The following is an 18556-nucleotide window of genomic DNA, read 5'->3' on the forward strand; positions in this document are numbered from 1 at the left end:
GATTGGCCGCCTGAATTAATTGATAAAACAACAAAAAGGAATTGATACGTTGAATAAATATTTAACTCACCTTTTCCAGGTAACCTGGAAGCCCTCGGTGTTGGGGCTGCTGGCATCAGTAGCAATGACCGGCATGGCAAATGCCAACTATCTGGAGCATGAGGCAGTGAAACCCTTTGTGCTTGAAATGGTTGAAAAGCACAACTTCGACAAACGCGAAATCGAAGCACTGTTTGCCCAGGCAGAGAAAAAACAGAGTATTCTGGACGCAATCGCAAGACCTGCAGAAAAGCGTCTTGAATGGAAGGGGTATCGCAAGATCTTCCTGACTGAAGATAGAATTACTCGGGGTAAGGCCTTTATGGCTGAGCACAAAGAGACGCTGGAGCGGGCTGAAAAAGAGTTTGGCGTACCGAAAAACATCATTACAGCCATTATTGGGGTTGAGACCCGTTACGGTAAAAACCGTGGTGGATATCGAGTCATCGATGCGCTATCGACGTTGGCGTTTGATTACCCCCCAAGAAGTAAATTTTTCAGAGGCGAGCTTGAGCATGTATTGCTGTTGTCGCGTGAACAGAAGTTTAACCCTATAGAACTCAAAGGTTCCTATGCCGGAGCGATGGGGTATGGCCAGTTTATTCCGAGCAGCTACCGTCATTATGCTGTGGATTTTGATGGTGATGGCGTGGCAGATATCCTGAATAACCCTGTTGACGCAATCGGTAGTGTTGCGAACTATTTTAAACAGCATAAATGGGTTGAAGGAGAGCCGGTTACAGGGCTGGCGAAAGTGAGCGGTGCCGATTATGAAAAAGCGCTTTATAAAGGACTAAAACCAAAGTATACCCTTGAAGAGATGGCCAAGTGGGGTGTTACTCCAGTGGATAACTTTGATCCTGCTGCCAAAGGAAAGTTACTCAAACTGGAAGGCAAACATGGTACCGAGTACTGGCTCGGCCTGCATAACTTCTATGTGATCACCCGGTATAACCATAGTCACCTTTACGCAATGGCGGTATACCAGTTGTCAGAAGCGTTGAAGTAATTGAATTGATAGCGATGAAGACTTTGTTAATGGATGTGCTTGTAAAGGGGCGAATAGCCGGGGTAAGCGTTAAAGCGCTGAGTGTATTGTTAGTTGCACTGTTTGTTGTCGGGTGTTCTACACCTTCTCGATACAGTATGGATCGTGATGCAGCTCCCGATGTGGAGCTTGATGTCAGTGATCTCCCAGACCCGATTCCGGTTTATGAACCCAAAAGCCGAGGCGGAAACAAGTCGCCTTATAAAGTCTGGGGTAAAACCTATTATGTACTGCCTACTGCGGAAGGATACCGGGAGCGAGGTGGGGCATCCTGGTACGGCGCCAAGTTTCACGGACACAAAACCTCTAACGGTGAAACGTACAATATGTACGAAATGTCTGCGGCTCATAAGTCACTACCGCTACCGACTTATGCCAAGGTGACAAACCTTGATAACGGGCGAAGTGTTATTGTTAGAATTAATGACCGCGGGCCGTTTCACGAAGGCCGAATTATTGACCTCTCTTATGCGGCGGCAAAAAAGCTGGGTTATTACGATAAAGGCGTCGCAAATGTAGAGGTCGAGGCGATATCTGTTGCAAAGTACCCTGCCAAAACTACGCCCGTTTCTTCCACCCCGGTGGCTGTTAGCTCACCGACTGACCCGAACTCATCAGGCAGTGAAGTAGTTCGCCAGAGTGAGTTGGCAGATGGTTATGGTTATTTCGTTCAGGTAGGTGCGTTTTCCACTGCGTCCGCCGCTCACAGGCTTAAGCAACGTGTTGATGCCGAGACCAAAGGCGGCGTCTTTGCCAGTACGTCGAGTGTAAGTTCCTCGGGTGTCAGAACGTCGTCGGATGAAACAAAGGTTTTTCATCGCGTGCGCTTGGGGCCTTTTTACGAACTGGAACAAGCAGAGCAACTGTTAAAGCAGCTTAACATGTCCAACCTGGGCTCTCCGATGATTATTACACGCCCTACCTCGTCATAATGTCTAAATAAGCGAGTGTTTCAGCAATCAACGTGCTGGTAAGGCTAGTGCGTTCGTTGGTAAGGGTGATACGTTAGTAAGAAAAGAGTAATCACGCGAACGGGGTGAATCCTATACGTGGATAGGGTAGTATTTCATTCCAGTTGTTCATGCACTTCAGGGTTGAGGTGCAAACCTTCACGTCAAACTAAACTAATTGAGTCTGTTCTATGTTATCCCGGAAAACTTCAAACTTGCTCTGGCCTCTAATTTTTGTGTTCTCCGCTTTACTCTCCGTCAGCGGATATTCTACAGCACAGCCTGCGCTAATTCCTGCTCCGCCTCAAATTGCCGCTAAGTCCTATATTCTGATGGATGCCAATAGCGGAGAGATCATTGTTGAAGAGAACTCCCAAGAGCAGCTGCCTCCTGCCAGCCTGACAAAAATGATGACTGCTTATATCGTTGAATATGAGATGGCGCAAGGCAATATCTCACCCAGCGATGACGTCCTCGTTAGTGTAGAGGCGTGGCGCACGGGTGGCTCAAAAATGTTCATCAAAGAAGGGACTCGAGTGCCTCTGCAAGACATTTTGAAAGGTATTATTATTCAGTCAGGAAATGATGCCAGTGTTGCTGTTGCGGAACACATTGCAGGGAGTGAAGGGGCTTTTGCGGACATTATGAACCAGCATGCCCAGATTCTGGGTATGAGCGGCAGCCATTTTGTAAACGCCACTGGCTTGCCATCTGAAGATCACTACTCGTCTGCATTTGACCTTGCTCGCTTGGCCCGAGCGATTATTCAGGATTTTCCAGAACAATATGGGCTCTACTCCGAAAAGTACTTTACCTACAATAATATTCGTCAGCCGAACCGCAACCGTTTGCTATGGAGAGATAAGTCGGTTGATGGGCTGAAAACAGGCCATACTGATGCAGCGGGATACTGCCTTGTTGCCTCGGCAAAACGAGATGATATGCGGCTCATCAGCGTCGTAATGGGGACTACCAGTGAAGAAGCGCGAGCAAGAGAGACGCAAAAACTACTGAATTATGGTTTCCGCTACTATGAAACTCATGAGCTATACCAAACTGGGCAAGTGCTTCTCGACAGCAAGGTTTGGGCCGGCCAAACTGACGTGCTTAACCTTGGTGTAGCGAAAGATGTTGTTGTTACAATCCCTCGTGGGCAGAAAGGTAACCTTGAAGCGGTACTTGATGTAGATAGCGTTATCAAGGCGCCTGTGAGTACCGGCCAAGAATTTGGGCGAGTTAAGGTCATGCTTAATGGCGAACTCGTAGTTGATGAGCCACTGATTGCACTAGAGCCTGTTGAAGAAGGCGGCTTTTTCAAGCGGATATGGGATATGATAAAACTATTCTTTATCGGGCTTTTCTCTTAGTCACTTTGGTAGTATCCCGTGTAGCGAGTATCAGAGAGACCCTAGGGTCTCTCTTTTTGTTTTCCAGGAGTTAAATAATGAGTGTTGCATTTTTGAATGGTGAGTTTTTACCATTGGAAGAGGCTCGAATATCTCCGCTTGACCGAGGATTTCTGTTTGCAGACGGAGTCTATGAAGTCATACCGTTTTACAGCGGTAGATCATTTGGGCTAGATGGTCATTTGGCACGCTTACAGAGAAGCCTTGACGCGATTCGGCTGACGGTAGATATGTCTTTAGCAGCGTGGCAGAGTTTGGTAACTATGCTCGTTGAGAACAATGGGGGGGGAGATGTCTCTGTTTATCTTCAGGTCACGCGGGGCGCTTACTCGAAAAGGGATCACGGGTTCCCCTCAGAGGTTAAACCGACTATTTTTGCCATGGTAAGCCCAATTGATTCGCCGCTCGCAGCGGATGCCACGAAGGCGAAGGGTATCAAAGCGATTACAGTGCTGGATACGCGATGGGATAGGTGTGATATAAAATCTATTTCATTGCTCCCAAATATCCTTTTAAAACAGCAAGCAAGTGATGCCGGGGCTCAAGAGGCCATACTCATTCGGGAAAATCGTGTTACTGAGTGTGCTGCGGCGAATGTCTTTGTTGTTAAAAATGGTACAATCTACACGCCAGAAAAAGATCAGCATATTTTGGGGGGCATAACCCGGGATATTATTATCCGACTTGCATTGGAGCACGGTATGCCGTTAAAAGAGATGGTAATGGAGCCCGCATTTCTGGAAGATGCCGATGAAATCTGGATAAGCAGCTCCACCCGTGAAGTGGTGCCGGTTATTGAGCTGAATGGCAAAGTGATTGGTAATGGGAGCCCCGGCAAACTGTGGCAACAGATGGCCGAGTGCTACCAAGACAACAAAAAACGGATATTTGGTTAGGCCAAAAGCGAGCCATACTTAACTGTAGTACATGTTGAGCGCACGGTGTGTTAGAGCGGTACTTGTTATAGACCGTACTTGTTATTGGCAGTAACAATGCCCATTAAGTTAGCATGATTGATTAGATATAGGTGTAGTGATATGAGTCAGCCTGAACCTCCTAAAATAGAATTCCCCTGTGATTATCCAATAAAAGTGATCGGCAAAGCTGCACCTGACTTCAAAGAGTTTGTGATTGAAACGGTCTCGGTTCACGCGCCTGACCTGGATATTGAACAAGTAGACATTAACGCCAGTCGCAATGGAAATTTTGTCTCCGTCAGATTATCGATCATCGCAACGGGCAAAGAACAGCTTGATAACCTGTTTAAGGATTTGAAAGCCAGCGGCCGAGTGACGATGGTTATTTAGGTGTGAATGAATGAGTTCTGACGCGTCTGATAAAAATAGCCTGGTCTCGCTAAATAAACAGCTTCTTGTACGCAGCTTGGGCCTTGTCGACTATACACCGGCATGGGATGCAATGAAGTCGTTTACAGATAGCCGGAATGATCACACAGTTGATGAAATCTGGCTGTTACAACATCCTCCTGTATTTACTCAGGGTCAAGCAGGAAAAGCTGAACATATTTTGGTGCCCGGTGATATTCCTGTCGTGCAGGTTGATAGAGGCGGGCAAGTCACTTATCACGGCCCCGGACAATTAGTTGCCTACATCATGGTCGATATTAAACGACGGAATATGGGGGCTCGTGCTTTGGTCTCATTGATTGAAGATGCAATTATTGACACCCTTTCTGCTTATGGAGTGAATGCTGCTGCGCGTAAGGATGCACCCGGCGTGTATGTGGAAGGGGCGAAGATTGCGTCATTGGGTTTAAGAATAAGAAAAGGCCGCTCTTTTCATGGATTGAGTCTAAATATTGATATGGATATGGAGCCCTTTTCACGCATCAACCCATGCGGCTACAAAGGCATGGAGGTGGTGCAACTTAGTAAGCTGGATGGCGTTGCGGAGAGAGTTGAGTCAACGGCTTCACGCTCCGAAAGAGGCTCAGAATTTGTCGACTCCGTAGCAGAGGTGTTGCAACTGAAGCTTGCTTCGGCCTTTGGTTATGAGTCAGTGAGCCATGCCCAAACGTTACCAGAGTTTCAAGATCAGTCTAAATCTCAAGAACAAACAAACGAGTTGAACAATGAAAGAGTCGGAAAATAGTACTGGCGCGGGAACCACTTCGTCTGAGAAAGCCGAAGCAGTCAACAAACGGCGGGTCGAGACGGGGGTCAAAATGCGAGGCGCAGAAAAGGTCGCTCGCATACCTGTTAAAGTTATCGCGACAGACAAAATGCCACGTAAACCTGACTGGATACGAGTGCGTGTTCCGGCTACGCCAAAAATTGATGATATAAAGAAAAAACTCCGAAAGCATAAGTTACACACCGTGTGTGAAGAAGCATCGTGCCCCAATCTTGGGGAATGCTTTGGTGGTGGCACTGCCACGTTCATGATTATGGGGGATATCTGCACTCGTCGCTGCCCTTTCTGTGATGTCGCCCATGGTCGCCCAAAACCATTAGATCAGAGTGAGCCGACTCAGCTGGCAACAGCTATTGCGGATATGGGGCTGAGGTATGTGGTAATCACCTCTGTTGATCGGGATGATCTTAGAGACGGGGGTGCAGGGCACTTTGCAAATTGCATTAGAGAAACCCGCGCATCGAGTCCGAACATTGAGATAGAGGTTTTAGTGCCTGACTTTAGAGGGCGCATGGATATCGCGCTGGATATTATGCAAGAGACCCCTCCTGATGTGTTTAACCATAACCTTGAAACGGTTCCTAGCCTTTATCGCAAAGTGCGCCCCGGGTCAGACTATGAGTGGTCGCTCAAGCTACTTAAAGAGTATAAAGCGCGCGCGCCACAGGTACTGACAAAGTCAGGATTAATGTTGGGTATCGGAGAAGAAATCGCTGAAGTTGAACAGGTTATGGAAGACCTGAGACGTCATGATGTTGATATGCTGACGCTGGGGCAATACTTGCAGCCAAGTAAAGATCACCTCAAGTTGGAACGGTTTGTCACGCCTGCCGAGTTTGACTTATTGGCTGAAAAAGGCCGTGCGATGGGGTTTAAGCATGTTGCAAGTGGGCCCATGGTTCGCTCATCCTACCATGCTGATAAACAGGCTCATGGAGAGAAAGTAAGTTAATAGAGACCTTCGCTTACTTAATAGATGGACATAATTGAAGTTAGTTAATGATGGTAGACGATAAAACCAATAGCACTGTATCCCGTATAAAAACGGGGAGTTTCGAACGACGGCTCAGCCTTACCAAAGCAGGTCTTTTTGCCAGCACCAGAATGGCTGGACATGTTGCCGCGAATGTTTTCACGGGTAAAGACAAACGGATGGAACGCCGGAAAAAGATGCTCTCCCGGCAGGCTGACTTTTTGGTAAAGGAGCTTGGCAAGCTGAAAGGCAGCGTGGTCAAAATTGGCCAGGTAATGGCGCTGTATGGTGAGCACTTTTTGCCAGTAGAAGTGACGGAAGCGCTGCACACACTGGAAGACCAGACCACTGCCCTGGAGTGGTCTGCGATCGAAAAGGTGCTTCGTTTTGAGCTAGGCGAAGAGACCCTGACTGAGCTGGAGATCGACAGAGAGCCCATAGGGGCTGCCTCATTAGGGCAGGTTCATCGGGCCACACGAAAGGCTGATGGAAAACAAATCTGTTTGAAAATACAGTATCCGGGCGTTGCCGATGCGGTTGACTCAGACTTGGATGCAGTTGCGCAGTTATTAAAGCTGGCAAAACTGGTGTCGTTCAGCCAGGATTTTGATGAATGGCTGGAAGAAGTGAGAGTGATGATGCACCGCGAGGTGGACTATACGCTCGAAGCAGAGACCACCCGTCGATTCGGTAAGATGCTGCAAGATGACGACCGCTTTATCGTTCCAGAAATATTACTCGAATACTCAACGCCTCATGTAATGGCAACATCTTATGAACCTGGGCTGTCGGTATCAAGTGATGAAGTCTTGTCGCTATCTCAAGATAGGCGGAACAAGCTGGCACAAGGCGCGTTAGAGTTGTTTCTGAAAGAGCTGTTTATCTGGAAAGAGATTCAAACTGACCCGAACTTTGGTAACTACCGTATTCGCCTGGCAGACGAAGAGCATGCCAATGACAGAATCGTTCTTCTCGATTTTGGTGCCGTGCAAAAATACCCTGACTCATTTATTGACCCTGTATGTGACATGATTTATGCGTCGTATATTCGGGATCTCGACAGGGTGGTCTCTGGTGGTGTTAAACTACATTTTATGCACGATGATTGGCCGGAAAAAGTGCTGAAAGAGTTTGGCGGCGTTTGTATGGCTGTTTTGGAACCCTTGGCTGATGGTGATGTTGAAGTCCCCGACTATGCTCTGAACGATCAGGGCGAGTATCGATGGAAGCAAAGTGATCTACCGACGCGGATTGCCAAGCGGGCAGCGATGTCGGCGATTAACCGATATTTTAAGATCCCGCCAAAAGAGTTTGTTTTTCTCAACCGAAAGCTCGTCGGTGTTTATACCTTTATATCTGTTTTAAGCGCTGAATTTAATGGACGGAATATTCTGCAACCTTATTTGACCCGGTTTAAAGGGCTATAATAGTACAGGTAGGCCGATAGTCAGCTAGGCTGATCGTGCAAATAGGCTTCAGCCTACTTGTATATCCGTTATTAAAACAGCCCTAAAAATAAATACAAAAAGTGAAATTCTAAGATGCTAAGAGTTGTATTAACTGGTGCGACGGGGTATGTCGGTCAAGCTATTCTCGATCAGCTGGCTATGCTGCCAGCGGGAACGGTCGCTGTTCGTGCATTGGTTAAAAAAGATAAGGCGTTTTCCGCCCGAGACTTTGTTGAAGTAGTCGAGGGTAATCTACCAGATATTCCTGATAATTTGTTTTTTGAAGAACCTCATCTGCTTATTCATTTTGGTATCAAGCAGGTTGATTTCCTAAAAACCGGTTTTTATGAAACGAACGTGCTTGGAACCCATAACTTATTATCAAAGTGTAATGCCAATACTTTGGGGGTGATTTACGGAAGCACGCTGTCGATTCAGGGCAACAGTTCAAACAAGCGGGTCTTGGAATCGGAACTTGTTCAGCCTGAAACAGCGCTAGAGCGCTCCAGGGCTCAAGCTGAGCAGTTAATCACAGAAGCGATGTCGAGAGATAACAAATGGGCATTTTGCTTAAGGCCCCGATTTATATTGGGGCCTGCTGATTCGTTGTTAATGCAGGGGTTGCTGTGGTTATCCCGTTTTGGGGTTAGAGTCGGCGGGGGAGAGCAGCAGTACTCGGTGATTACGGTTGAAGATTATGCTCGAATCGTGGTGGCACTTAGCTTAAAAGTTAATTCACATGACGCGACTGAGCAGCCGGTCAGGTGTGCGCTCAATATAGCCTATCGACAGCCTGTTTCGTTTAATCAAATGTTTTCAGCGATCAGGTCTGAAAAGAATATTACAAACCGGGTCAAGTCGTTACCGATTCCAGTGTGGTTGCCAGGCCTGATAAAGTGGATTCCTCATGCGCTGGCCGAATCAGTTGCGACTCAGCTACAGTCAGTTGGCTTTAATCACTGCTGTGATGTGAGTGCACTAGAGCAACTATTGGGAGATGATGTGACCCGGTTGGACGGGATTGAAAAGCTGAAAGTGCTGTTAAATGATCCTGATAGCTAGGTTATGCAAGTTGCTTTAGCGCTTGCATAACCCGTGCACTCCCTCTTACTCTCTGGTGTTTAAATTTTATGCTGTAAAACCTTACTTCTCCCTGTCATTTTGCTAGCAACCTGAGTGCTGGAATCTTGCCAGTTACGTTCCGCAACGAGCCTTGGTCCAACAAGGTCTGTATACTCGGTATAGGTCATGAGACGCCAATTTCTTGGGTCTTCCATCAACGCTGACACTAATTTGTGATTTAAGTCATGACCCCCTTTATGTGATTGATAACGGGCGATAATAGGGTAGCCTGATAGTGCCAGGTCTCCCATCGCATCCAATACTTTATGACGGGCAAATTCATTTTTATATCGCAATGGTTCCTTATTGATAATGTTATGTTTATCAACCAGTATGGCATTGCTCAGTAGCCCACCCTTGGCATACCCCGCGGCTTTTAATGCGTCTATCTGCTCTGCAAAACCAAAGGTTCTAGCATTGGCAACCTGGTGTTTAAACTCTGAGAACCCCATATCACAACTGTATGATTGTTGACCTATTGCGGTATCAGGGAAGTCCAGGCTGACCGAAAAAGAGGGGGTAAAGCTAGGCACAAACGTCGCTGATTTATCCCCATCGTGAACCTCAACGGTGCGTTGCACCCATAATATCGAGCGTTCTTTCTTAAGGAATCTTATTCCTGCTTGTTCAATATTAACAACGAAATCTTTTGCACTGCCATCAAGGATGGGTATTTCAGGGCCGTCAACCTCAACAATAATGTTGTCAATGCCGCACCCATACAGTGCCGCCATAAGGTGCTCTACTGTAGATATTGATGCGCCAAAGTCGTTGCAGAGCGTTGTAGAGAGAGTGGTATTGCTTACATTGTATTGACGAGCAAGAATCTCTCTTTTGGGGCGTGGCAGATCCATTCGCCTGAATACAATGCCCCGAGTCTCTGTTGTTGGCTTGAGTTTTAGAATCACGACTTCGCCAGAGTGGAGGCCTATGCCGACAAAACTAATGGCTCGGTCTATCGTGGTTTGATAACGGGATTTTAATGAACTCATCATATATCTCCTCTTTTTGATCTTTGAATATCATATAAAGAGGGTTAGAAGAGTGCGGGTCTCCAGGCGCCAATCGCCAGTCAGTTGACGACAACCGTCATACTATCAATAGGTTATTTTGTTTTATTAAGCATGGTGAGCCACCGAGTGGTCTTTCTGATACTGATCCTTGCGGTACTGCTGTGGTGAAACGCCCTGCCAGCGTCGGAATGCTCTGGCAAAATTGGACGCATCGACGTAACCAAGCAGAAACCCAATCTCAATAATGGGCTTCTCTGACCCTTTGAGATAGTAAACTGCCAGCTCTTCACGTGTTTTGTTCAACAACTGTTTGAAGCTTGATCCGCGCTCATGAAGTCGTCTTTGCAGGTTCCTGATGCTCATATTCAGTGCTGATGCGGTATCTTTCTGGTTGGGAACACCGCTGGGTAGCTGCTCTATAAGTGTTGACTGAACCTGAACTTCAATATCGTCGCTGTTAAGTTTTCTAAGGTAATCAATGACGACTTGGTCGTTCATCCTTGCCAGCTCTGCATTTGCTGCAGGTTGTACTGTTTCCATGTATTTTTTATCCAGTACGATACTGTTGCACTGTGAGTCAAACGCTACCTTGATGCCAAAAAAAGTGTCAAAACGATCCCGGCACGAGGGCTTTGGGCGTTTCATGGTGACGGAGGCGGGAGCAACCTGAGGCCCCATACTGATTCTGCACATTTTAAAGAAGCTACAGATAGCTGCATCCGTTGAAATATACTCCAGCTCAGTATTGAGAGGCTGGTGATCAAAGACAATACAGTAACTATCCTTATTCTCATTCATAGAGAAATGACAGAGTGTTGATATGACCCGCTGGTAGCGAACCAGGCGATTAAGGCTATCTTTCAGTGTAGAGCTTGCTAACCAGGCGAGCCCTAAACCATGCAGTACTGCGGGCTGAAAATAGGACGCGTAGGTCAGTCCAAAAGCATCATCTTTCGTTTGCCTGTAGGCTTCTTTCCAGATCTTCTGAACCTTATTGACTGGAAGTCGGCTACCCGGTTCATAAACGGTAGAAGGGGGAATATCGGCTTTTAGCGAGATAGCATCAAAGTCCAAGCCGTAGCTCTGCACGGCCTGTTTTAACACCGCAACGGAGGTCGCCAGCGTGGTGTAGTTATCCTGTGCGTTATTCATGCTTCGTCAGTGTTTTGTGAGTTACGTTAAGGGGTGGTTATAAAATTATAGGAAAAATTGACGCAATACCTAGTAGCAGCCATAGATTAGTGCCTACACTAAATGCAGGGAGCATTATAAGCAGGCTATTGAGGAATCTCGCAGATGGGACAGTGGATTGATAAAAGTGAGTTTAGCCCTAAAGAATATGCCCGGTTTAATGAACGCCTGGCTGACAATCTTTCAGCCTTCAGAACGCTATTGGATCAGCAGGGCTTTGGCCTGGGTGTCCGCTCTTATGGCGCAGAGCTTGAACTGTATATTATTGATCAGTCAGGCCAGCCTCTGCCGCTCAACAGGATACTTCAAGACGAACTGCAAGACCCTCATCTGACGCTAGAGTTGAATCGTTTCAATCTTGAATATAATTTGCCTCCTGTCTTAAGTAGCGACAAACCTTTTTCGCACCTCAGCCGGGCAATGAGCGCGGCTATCGAAAAGGTCTCAGCGGCAGCAGAGCCTTATGAAGCGCGTATCTTGCCTATTGGCATTCTGCCGACACTTGAAAAGCGGCATGTTGGCATGGATGCGATCACCGATATTCCCCGTTATCATGTTTTGGCAAATGCGTTAAGAGACAGGCGTGGCAGTGACTTCCATATCAATATATCAGGGCAGGACGCGCTCGAATTGAGTTGGGAGGATGTTACGCTAGAGGGGGCAAATACGTCATTTCAATATCATTACCGTGTTAACCCCGATGAATTTGCCTCGGCATTCAATGTTGCGCAGTTAGTCACGCCTCTGGCCTTGGCGCTGGGTGCCAACTCCCCGATTTTTTTTGGTCAACGGTTGTGGCATGAGACCCGAATTGCCCTGTTCAAGCAATCGGTTGACTGTCGTATGGACGACCCGCTGTCACAGCGTTTGCCCTCGAGAGTGTTTTTTGGGCATGGCTGGATACGAAAAGACATTTACGAACTGTTTGCAGAAAATGTTTACTTGTTTGAGCCATTGATGCCTATTTGCAGTTCAGAAAACAATCATCAACAGGTGTTGCAAGGCGGAACACCAACGTTGGATGAACTGAGGCTCCATCAGGGGAGTGTCTGGAGTTGGAACAGGCCGATCTATGACCCTGCGGGTGACGGTCATTTAAGAATTGAAATGAGATCGCTCCCCGCTGGGCCAAGTGTAGAGAATATGATTGCCAATGCCGCATTAATGACCGGGTTAATCGAAGGCCTCAAACCCCATATAGATAAAATCCTGCCGGGCCTTCCGTTTCGCTACGCAGAACATAATTTTTATCGTGCGGCAAAGCACGGGCTGGAGGCCAGGCTATTTTGGCCAGAACCATCAGAGGGAACCCTCAAAGAACTGCCGGTTGTTGATATTCTCCAGTCAATGTTGGTGCTGGCGGAAGAAGGCTTGCACAGTATTAGCGTAGCAGAGAGCGATATAAATCATTACCTCGGGGTTATCAGAGATGGCCTGGAGGCAAGAGTGAATGGGGCCAAATGGCAACTCAACATGTTTGAAAAACTGTCACAACAGTGTGATAAAAAACAAGCGTTGATTGAGTTGGTAGACCGCTACTACCATAACAGCCGAAACAACCAGCCTGTTCATGAATGGAGTGAGACTATATAGGATCATAGGCGAATGGCTGCCTTGCTGTTATCTTCTAGTTTTCTGCTGAACATAGAATCGGGCGCAGGGCGCCCTCTTACAAAGACCTTGGCAAAATGAGTGGTTATAAAGAATAATCGGGCGCCCCGCGCCCGATAAAATGAGTTTTATTCAGAGACAATGTAATAGGGGTGAAGTAACGTCATATGTTAAAGATTATCCATAACCCTGATAAATCACTTTTTGGCTCTTCTGTAGAGTCATTTTTACACCGGCTATCAGGGCCAGCAGCGATCTTTGTTGAAGGCAAGGATCGCTCCAGAACGCGCGCGGTATGCACACTATTACATGGCAATGAACCTTCCGGGATTTATGCCATTCATCAGTATCTTTTAGCGGGCACTACGCCTGCGGTGAATGCCTTGTTTATTATTGGCTCAGTTAAGGCTGCGCTGGCCGAGCCCGTATTTAGCCACCGTACATTACCAGATATGCGAGACCTTAATCGCTGTTTTAAGCCGCCTTTTGAAGACCAGCAAGGTGAAGTGGCTGGGGCCATATTACAGCTTATTCACTCGGTTAAGCCCGAGGCGTTAATTGATCTTCACAATACATCAGGCTCAGGCCCTGCGTTTGGGGTGTCAATTAATGATGATGCTGACCACCTGGCGCTGACCTCCCTCTTTACTAATGACCTGATTGTCACAGACTTAAGGCTGGGGGCGATTATGGAGATCAGCGAGGCGGATGTGCCTACCGTGACCATTGAGTGCGGTGGTGCGTCTGACGCCTCTGCAAAGTTTGTCGCACAGGAGGGTATCTCACGCTACCTCGCCGCAGAGTCGGTTTATGCTGACCCCGGACTTGATTACCGGGTTAATATTTTCCGCAACCCTATACGTCTTGAACTGGAAGCTGGTAGCTATGCGGCGTACGCCAATGTTAAACAGTTAGATGCAGATATCACGTTGCCCGAAAATGCAGAGCGGCTGAACTATGGTATGGTGCCACATGAAGAACCGTTGGCTTATCTGAGTGATAAAGGGCTCAGCGTGCTGACAGCAAAAGATCATGACGGCAATGAACGGCTGCATGAGTATTTTGAGTGTAGGGGAGATCAGCTTTTTTCTATAAACCCGATCAAGCTCTTTATGGTGACAACGAATGCGGAAATTGCAGCCAGTGACTGTCTGTTTTACTTTATAGGTTGCAATGAATAAACGTACACAGGAAAAGGGCAAGTTAGGTTATGACGCTGTTTGTTAGGGAGATAACAACGCCGTAGCGAATGCCTTTGCCTATAAATACCAGAGTTATAAACGGCAGCATCCGAACCTTCATGATGCCTGCAACAAATGTAATCGGGTCGCCGACAATAGGTAACCAGGCAAACAGTAGGCTCCATAAACCATATTTGTTGAAGCTGTTTTGGGCTTTCTCAAGGCTGCCTGCTTTAAACGGGAACCATTTTTTGTGCTGGAAATGGAGCAAGTAACGCCCCAACGCCCAGTTAAGCAGTGACCCCAGCGTGTTGCCACAGGTGGCGCTAAGCCACAACCAAAGAGGCTCAGCACCATTTGCCAGCATAACACTCAGTATGACCTCAGAGTAGAAAGGCAGCAGTGTTGCGGCGATAAATGAGGAGATAAACAGCGACAGGTAGGTCATGGGTTGGAATGAGGATCCTTAAAGCGAAGATGGTGCGAATAGGGCGTTACTTATTTGTGCGTTTTTCCAAATAGTTTTGAAATGCCTCTTTACGGCTATATTCAGGATGGTCTTTCTCCAGTGGCACACTGGCATTCAGGTATTCCAGTGCTTCATACAGCGCTTTTTCGCTGCGCTCTCCTGATTCAATCAACTTTAGCGTTGCCTGAATAGCGTTTAGGTTAATAGAGGGATGGTTAGGATATAGCGTCAGTGCGTCTCGGAATGACGACAACGCTTTTTCGTAATCACCAGCATCGTATTGGTGCTTGCCCTCACGATTCTTTTCTGTAATTAACACCCGTTGATGGTGGGGGAGCGGGATATCCAGGATAGACTGAACCTGATCGACCAGATTCTTGTTGCCACTATGGTCTTTGATAAGCTTTCTCAGCATACCTTCTGCGCTGGGGCGGTCGCCTGCTAACAGCTTTGTTTCAGCGATATCGATAACCAATGAAGGTTCTTGAGTGAGCAAGTCTTTGTGACGTTCAATCGCCGCATCAACAATGGCGATCGTCTCTTCATTGTCGCCTTGCTTGAACTTGTCGAGCGACCTGTAGAGGGTATCGTTAAGCTTTAATGATTCTTCGTCTTCGAATTTCTGAAGACCTTCTTTAATGACTTGTCGGCCATCCTGAATTCGTTCGCTGATGATTTTGCTATCTGACTCAGCTTCGATTGCTTTTCTCAGCGTGCGTGAAAATGTTTCGTACTGTTTGACTGATTCCTTAAGTGTTCCCTGAGCAAGCTTAAGTACTGAACGGTTGGCTTTGACGGCGGTTTCAAGTTCGCCAATATCAGTGCTTAACTCACCGAGCCAGCGCTGCCTCTCAATACTCATGGGTGAGAGCGAAATCGCTTTCTCAACCGTTTCCTGAGCATCTTTTTTGCGCCCTTCACGCAGCAGGCAAGTGGCTAAGCTATCAATCGCTGGAACCGCCAGGCCATTGTTCTGGATGATGGCTTCAAACTCTTCAATCGCCTGTGCCGTATTGCCCATTTCGGCGATACAGCGGGCACGCCCAATTTGCGCCCAGGTTAACGGATGCTTTTCCAGCGCTTTATCAAACTGCTCCAATGCGCCTTCGTAGCGTTTTAACTCATAAAGTGTGCCGGCCTTCTTGCGTAAAGCCATATTGCTGTATTTGGGTTGCTCTGCCCGTATTCGGTCAGCTTCGGCAAACGCTTCGGCATATTGCTTGTTATCCAGCGCCTGGTTGAAGGCTTTAAAGGCCGCCTGCTGATTAACCAGGCGAGTAATACGCTGAATAAAGTCGCCCTGTGTAAATGGCTTGGCGATATAACCGTCCGGCTCGCACTCAATGGTTCCCAGAACGATATCTTTGGTTCGTTCCGCAGATACCACGACAAACAGGGTGGTATAGCTGAGCCGGTCAATGTGTCTCAAGTCTCGCAACAGTTGCTGACCATTCAGGCCCGCCCCCAGGTTGAAATCACACAATACCAAGTCGTACTTTTTTCGCGCCAGCAGCATGAAAGCAGACTGGTAGTCATTGGCTGTATCCACCTGTTTAGCACCCAACGACATTAACATATTACGGCCGATAGCGACGGCGGCCCCCATATCGTCGATGACAATGGCGCGCTTACCATGAAGTAAAGGTTTGGCTTTTGATTGTCCTGTAACCGACATAGGCAGTGTTGTTATTCCTGAAGGATTTATAAGGCCGAAATTTACCAGATAAACTAATTAAGGTAAAAATAATTGAATCTGCTGGTATGATAAGAAGGTTAAGCCGCAGCTCTTTATATTGTCGGAGTCAGCGCCTTCCATTAAAAGCATATGTGCTTAATAGAGTGTATACGATAACCAGACTTCATGGGCCGTTATAGTGTTAGAAATTACCCCAAATATATCGATCCCTGATGACGAGATTGATGTTTCTGCTATCAGGGCGCAAGGTGCCGGAGGTCAGAACGTGAATAAGGTCTCCTCAGCTATTCACCTGCGTTTTAATATTAATGACTCATCCCTCCCTGAATTCTATAAGGAACGGTTATTGGCGTTACGAGACCGGCGAATCAGCAAAGAGGGGGTGATTATTATAAAAGCACAGCAGTATCGCACCCAGGAAAAAAACCGCGAAGATGCGTTGGCGCGTTTACAGGCGCTAGTTCGAAGTGCCGGTATTGTGCAGAAAGCAAGGCGTCCGACCAAGCCAAGCAAAGGGTCGCAAACACGGAGAATGGACAGTAAAACGCTGCGCGGCAAAATAAAAGCGCTACGGGGCAAACCCTTTGATCACTGAGCGTCGCTCCAAGCGCACACGCATTGACCGTTTTATAAGTGCTCATCTTGAGATCAATCGACGTGATGTTAAATTGATGTTGGCGCAAAAGCGCATAGCGATCAATGGAATTGCCATCAATGATAGCCAGCAGGTTATTGATGAGTTCTCTCATGTAACGTTAGATGGACAAGTGTTGCAGGCCAATAAGCCCAAGTACCTGATGATGAACAAACCCGCTGGCGTCGTCAGCGCGACTAAGGATGAGCAGCACCGAACGGTGATTGACCTGCTGGATAAAGCTACAGGCTCAGACCTGCATATTGTCGGACGGCTTGATCTTAACTCATCAGGTTTGCTTTTGTTGACCAATGACAGCCGATGGTCCAGAAAAATAATGGCGCCCGAGAACAAGGTCGAAAAGCGCTATCGGGTGACACTCGAAAAACCATTGTCTGACGCCTATATCTCTGCATTTTATGAAGGGATGTACTTCGCTTACGAAGACATTACCACCAAACCCGCGAAGCTTGAGATAGTGAGCGACTATGTTGCAGACGTCAGTTTAACTGAGGGACGTTACCATCAAATTAAGCGGATGTTTGGCCGGTTTAGAAACCCGGTTTTAGCGTTGCATCGACTAAGTATTGGGCCGCTATTGCTAGACCCTCGGCTCGCTGTAGGGGAAAGTCGAGAGCTTCAGAGCGAGGAAGTTAGCCTGGTGGGGTAGGGTAAAAGTCTTATTGTTACCTTTTAGGGGATTTGATTAGTAGGGGCTTTGACTAGGGATCAATAATTAATGGGGGGTTGTTTCCTGCTCATGATTTGATGCTAAAACATGTTAATATGTTGCAAATTTTGAGTGCAGCGTGTCCCTACGCGTTCGTAATAAACTATTTGATGGAGCAGATTAATGGGCAGAGCCTACCAAAACCGTAAAGAGTCAATGGCTAAGACCTCTGATGCTAAAGCCAAGGTATATAGTAAATATGGTCGAGAAATCTATGTCTGTGCTAAAGCGGGTGGCGTAGACCCGGAAGGCAATTTGGCGCTACGTGGTATGATTGAGCGGGCCAAGAAAGATCAGGTGCCCAGCCATGTTATTGAAAAAGCAATCAATAAAGCCAAAGGGGGTGGTGGCGAAGACTTCTCTCCTGCACGTTACGAGGGCTATGGTCCAGGCAACTGCATGGTCATTATTGACTGTTTGACCGACAACCCAAATAGAACATTTGGTGATGTTCGACAGTGCTTTACAAAAACAAAATGCAAAATCGGCACTCAGGGCAGTGTTAGTCACATGTTTGATCATGGGGCTATTTTTGTGTTCGCCAGTGAGGACGAAGAAACAGCACTTGAAGCCTTGATGGAAGCGGATGTTGATGTCATCGATATTGAAAACGAAGACGGCAAAATCACCGTTATTGCCCCTCATACCGATTACTTTAAGGCCAAGCAAGCATTAATGGATGCGTTTGAAGGGGTTGATTTTGATGTGGACGAGATTCAATTCCTGCCTCACAACACCATGACCATTGAAGGTGATGATGTTGAAATGTTTGAAAAGTTTATGGATATGCTGAACGATGTTGATGACGTTCAAAACGTTTATCACAACGTAGAGCTATAAAGCACTCACCTGATCGTTTTCCCCATGTTTATTCTCTACTCTGTTCATAAG

At 47.0% G+C, this 18556-nt stretch carries 18 protein-coding genes; 14 read left to right on the forward strand and 4 right to left on the reverse strand.

All coding sequences use genetic code 11. The annotated features are described in order from the left end of the window. The first annotated feature begins 49 nt into the window (after nucleotides 1-49). The 9 genes from mltB (at nucleotide 50) to MY523_RS00630 (ending at nucleotide 9080) form a co-directional block, all read left to right on the forward strand. Nucleotides 50-1048, forward strand: coding sequence for a lytic murein transglycosylase B (mltB, locus tag MY523_RS00590; protein WP_250656874.1), 999 nt, complete (start codon nucleotides 50-52; stop codon nucleotides 1046-1048). A gap of 14 nt (nucleotides 1049-1062) precedes the next feature. Beyond that, nucleotides 1063-2019 (forward strand): septal ring lytic transglycosylase RlpA family protein, encoded by a 957-nt coding sequence (locus MY523_RS00595; protein WP_250656875.1) that lies wholly within the window; start codon nucleotides 1063-1065, stop codon nucleotides 2017-2019. A gap of 209 nt (nucleotides 2020-2228) precedes the next feature. After that, complete coding sequence (locus MY523_RS00600) at nucleotides 2229-3404, forward strand: D-alanyl-D-alanine carboxypeptidase family protein (RefSeq protein ID WP_250656876.1); 1176 nt, start codon at nucleotides 2229-2231, stop codon at nucleotides 3402-3404. Nucleotides 3405-3481: 77 nt separating this feature from the next. Beyond that, nucleotides 3482-4339, forward strand: coding sequence for a D-amino acid aminotransferase (locus MY523_RS00605; protein WP_250656877.1), 858 nt, complete (start codon nucleotides 3482-3484; stop codon nucleotides 4337-4339). 141 nt (nucleotides 4340-4480) lie between these two features. Further along, nucleotides 4481-4750, forward strand: a complete 270-nt coding sequence (locus tag MY523_RS00610; protein ID WP_250656878.1) for an HP0495 family protein — start codon at nucleotides 4481-4483, stop codon at nucleotides 4748-4750. Nucleotides 4751-4760: 10 nt separating this feature from the next. Continuing rightward, nucleotides 4761-5555 (forward strand): lipoyl(octanoyl) transferase LipB, encoded by a 795-nt coding sequence (gene lipB, locus MY523_RS00615; RefSeq protein WP_370301273.1) that lies wholly within the window; start codon nucleotides 4761-4763, stop codon nucleotides 5553-5555. Nucleotides 5556-5628: 73 nt separating this feature from the next. Then, nucleotides 5629-6549 carry a lipoyl synthase gene (lipA, locus tag MY523_RS00620; protein ID WP_250658750.1) on the forward strand — a complete coding sequence of 307 codons (921 nt, stop codon included), beginning with the start codon at nucleotides 5629-5631 and terminating at the stop codon, nucleotides 6547-6549. A 47-nt stretch (nucleotides 6550-6596) separates the two neighbouring features. Beyond that, nucleotides 6597-7997: an ABC1 kinase family protein gene (locus tag MY523_RS00625; protein WP_250656879.1), complete on the forward strand. Its 1401-nt coding sequence runs from the start codon at nucleotides 6597-6599 to the stop codon at nucleotides 7995-7997. 114 nt (nucleotides 7998-8111) lie between these two features. Continuing rightward, the gene (locus MY523_RS00630) at nucleotides 8112-9080 is read left to right on the forward strand and encodes an NAD-dependent epimerase/dehydratase family protein (RefSeq protein ID WP_250656880.1); all 969 of its coding nucleotides are present in this window, start codon (nucleotides 8112-8114) and stop codon (nucleotides 9078-9080) included. A gap of 59 nt (nucleotides 9081-9139) precedes the next feature. On the opposite strand, the gene lpxC is transcribed toward MY523_RS00630, so the two are convergent. Together lpxC and MY523_RS00640 are read right to left on the reverse strand one after the other, a co-directional pair. Then, nucleotides 9140-10135, reverse strand: coding sequence for a UDP-3-O-acyl-N-acetylglucosamine deacetylase (lpxC, locus tag MY523_RS00635; protein ID WP_250656881.1), 996 nt, complete (start codon nucleotides 10133-10135; stop codon nucleotides 9140-9142). 123 nt (nucleotides 10136-10258) lie between these two features. Next, entirely contained in the window at nucleotides 10259-11305 is a 1047-nt protein-coding gene (locus tag MY523_RS00640; protein WP_250656882.1) for an AraC family transcriptional regulator, read from the reverse strand. Between the two features lie 144 nt (nucleotides 11306-11449). Here MY523_RS00640 and MY523_RS00645 point away from each other — a divergent pair, with 144 nt between their 5' ends. Together MY523_RS00645 and MY523_RS00650 are read left to right on the forward strand one after the other, a co-directional pair. Then, nucleotides 11450-12937, forward strand: a complete 1488-nt coding sequence (locus tag MY523_RS00645; RefSeq protein ID WP_250656883.1) for a glutamate-cysteine ligase family protein — start codon at nucleotides 11450-11452, stop codon at nucleotides 12935-12937. A gap of 185 nt (nucleotides 12938-13122) precedes the next feature. Then, nucleotides 13123-14136, forward strand: a complete 1014-nt coding sequence (locus tag MY523_RS00650) for a M14 family metallopeptidase (RefSeq protein WP_250656884.1) — start codon at nucleotides 13123-13125, stop codon at nucleotides 14134-14136. A 22-nt stretch (nucleotides 14137-14158) separates the two neighbouring features. Here MY523_RS00650 and MY523_RS00655 read toward each other — a convergent pair whose 3' ends face one another. Beyond that, nucleotides 14159-14584, reverse strand: a complete 426-nt coding sequence (locus tag MY523_RS00655) for a YqaA family protein (RefSeq protein WP_250656885.1) — start codon at nucleotides 14582-14584, stop codon at nucleotides 14159-14161. A gap of 46 nt (nucleotides 14585-14630) precedes the next feature. Further along, complete coding sequence (locus MY523_RS00660; RefSeq protein ID WP_250656886.1) at nucleotides 14631-16280, reverse strand: response regulator; 1650 nt, start codon at nucleotides 16278-16280, stop codon at nucleotides 14631-14633. A 199-nt stretch (nucleotides 16281-16479) separates the two neighbouring features. On the opposite strand from MY523_RS00660, the gene arfB reads away from it, so the two are divergent. From arfB to MY523_RS00675, 3 genes are all read left to right on the forward strand, one after another. Further along, nucleotides 16480-16896 carry an alternative ribosome rescue aminoacyl-tRNA hydrolase ArfB gene (gene arfB / locus MY523_RS00665; protein WP_250656887.1) on the forward strand — a complete coding sequence of 139 codons (417 nt, stop codon included), beginning with the start codon at nucleotides 16480-16482 and terminating at the stop codon, nucleotides 16894-16896. Continuing rightward, complete coding sequence (locus tag MY523_RS00670) at nucleotides 16886-17605, forward strand: pseudouridine synthase (protein WP_250656888.1); 720 nt, start codon at nucleotides 16886-16888, stop codon at nucleotides 17603-17605. Before arfB ends, MY523_RS00670 begins: the two co-directional genes overlap by 11 nt. A gap of 183 nt (nucleotides 17606-17788) precedes the next feature. Further along, nucleotides 17789-18505 (forward strand): YebC/PmpR family DNA-binding transcriptional regulator, encoded by a 717-nt coding sequence (locus MY523_RS00675; RefSeq protein WP_250656889.1) that lies wholly within the window; start codon nucleotides 17789-17791, stop codon nucleotides 18503-18505. The last annotated feature ends 51 nt before the right edge of the window (nucleotides 18506-18556 follow it).

Source organism: Alkalimarinus coralli, assembly GCF_023650515.1.
Classification (GTDB): domain Bacteria; phylum Pseudomonadota; class Gammaproteobacteria; order Pseudomonadales; family Oleiphilaceae; genus Alkalimarinus; species Alkalimarinus coralli.

Excerpts from the sequence above, each read along its gene's own strand:
- MY523_RS00645 (WP_250656883.1), top strand. The coding sequence starts at position 11,450 with ATGGGACAGTGGATTGATAAAAGTGAGTTTAGCCCTAAAGAATATGCC.
- lipA (WP_250658750.1), top strand. The coding sequence starts at position 5,629 with ATGCGAGGCGCAGAAAAGGTCGCTCGCATACCTGTTAAAGTTATCGCG.
- MY523_RS00600 (WP_250656876.1), top strand. The coding sequence starts at position 2,229 with ATGTTATCCCGGAAAACTTCAAACTTGCTCTGGCCTCTAATTTTTGTG.
- MY523_RS00640 (WP_250656882.1), bottom strand. The coding sequence starts at position 11,305 with ATGAATAACGCACAGGATAACTACACCACGCTGGCGACCTCCGTTGCG.
- MY523_RS00630 (WP_250656880.1), top strand. The coding sequence starts at position 8,112 with ATGCTAAGAGTTGTATTAACTGGTGCGACGGGGTATGTCGGTCAAGCT.
- lipB (WP_370301273.1), top strand. The coding sequence starts at position 4,761 with ATGAGTTCTGACGCGTCTGATAAAAATAGCCTGGTCTCGCTAAATAAA.
- MY523_RS00605 (WP_250656877.1), top strand. The coding sequence starts at position 3,482 with ATGAGTGTTGCATTTTTGAATGGTGAGTTTTTACCATTGGAAGAGGCT.
- MY523_RS00675 (WP_250656889.1), top strand. The coding sequence starts at position 17,789 with ATGGGCAGAGCCTACCAAAACCGTAAAGAGTCAATGGCTAAGACCTCT.
- MY523_RS00625 (WP_250656879.1), top strand. The coding sequence starts at position 6,597 with ATGATGGTAGACGATAAAACCAATAGCACTGTATCCCGTATAAAAACG.
- MY523_RS00660 (WP_250656886.1), bottom strand. The coding sequence starts at position 16,280 with ATGTCGGTTACAGGACAATCAAAAGCCAAACCTTTACTTCATGGTAAG.
- MY523_RS00595 (WP_250656875.1), top strand. The coding sequence starts at position 1,063 with ATGAAGACTTTGTTAATGGATGTGCTTGTAAAGGGGCGAATAGCCGGG.
- MY523_RS00650 (WP_250656884.1), top strand. The coding sequence starts at position 13,123 with ATGTTAAAGATTATCCATAACCCTGATAAATCACTTTTTGGCTCTTCT.
- MY523_RS00655 (WP_250656885.1), bottom strand. The coding sequence starts at position 14,584 with ATGACCTACCTGTCGCTGTTTATCTCCTCATTTATCGCCGCAACACTG.
- lpxC (WP_250656881.1), bottom strand. The coding sequence starts at position 10,135 with ATGATGAGTTCATTAAAATCCCGTTATCAAACCACGATAGACCGAGCC.
- MY523_RS00610 (WP_250656878.1), top strand. The coding sequence starts at position 4,481 with ATGAGTCAGCCTGAACCTCCTAAAATAGAATTCCCCTGTGATTATCCA.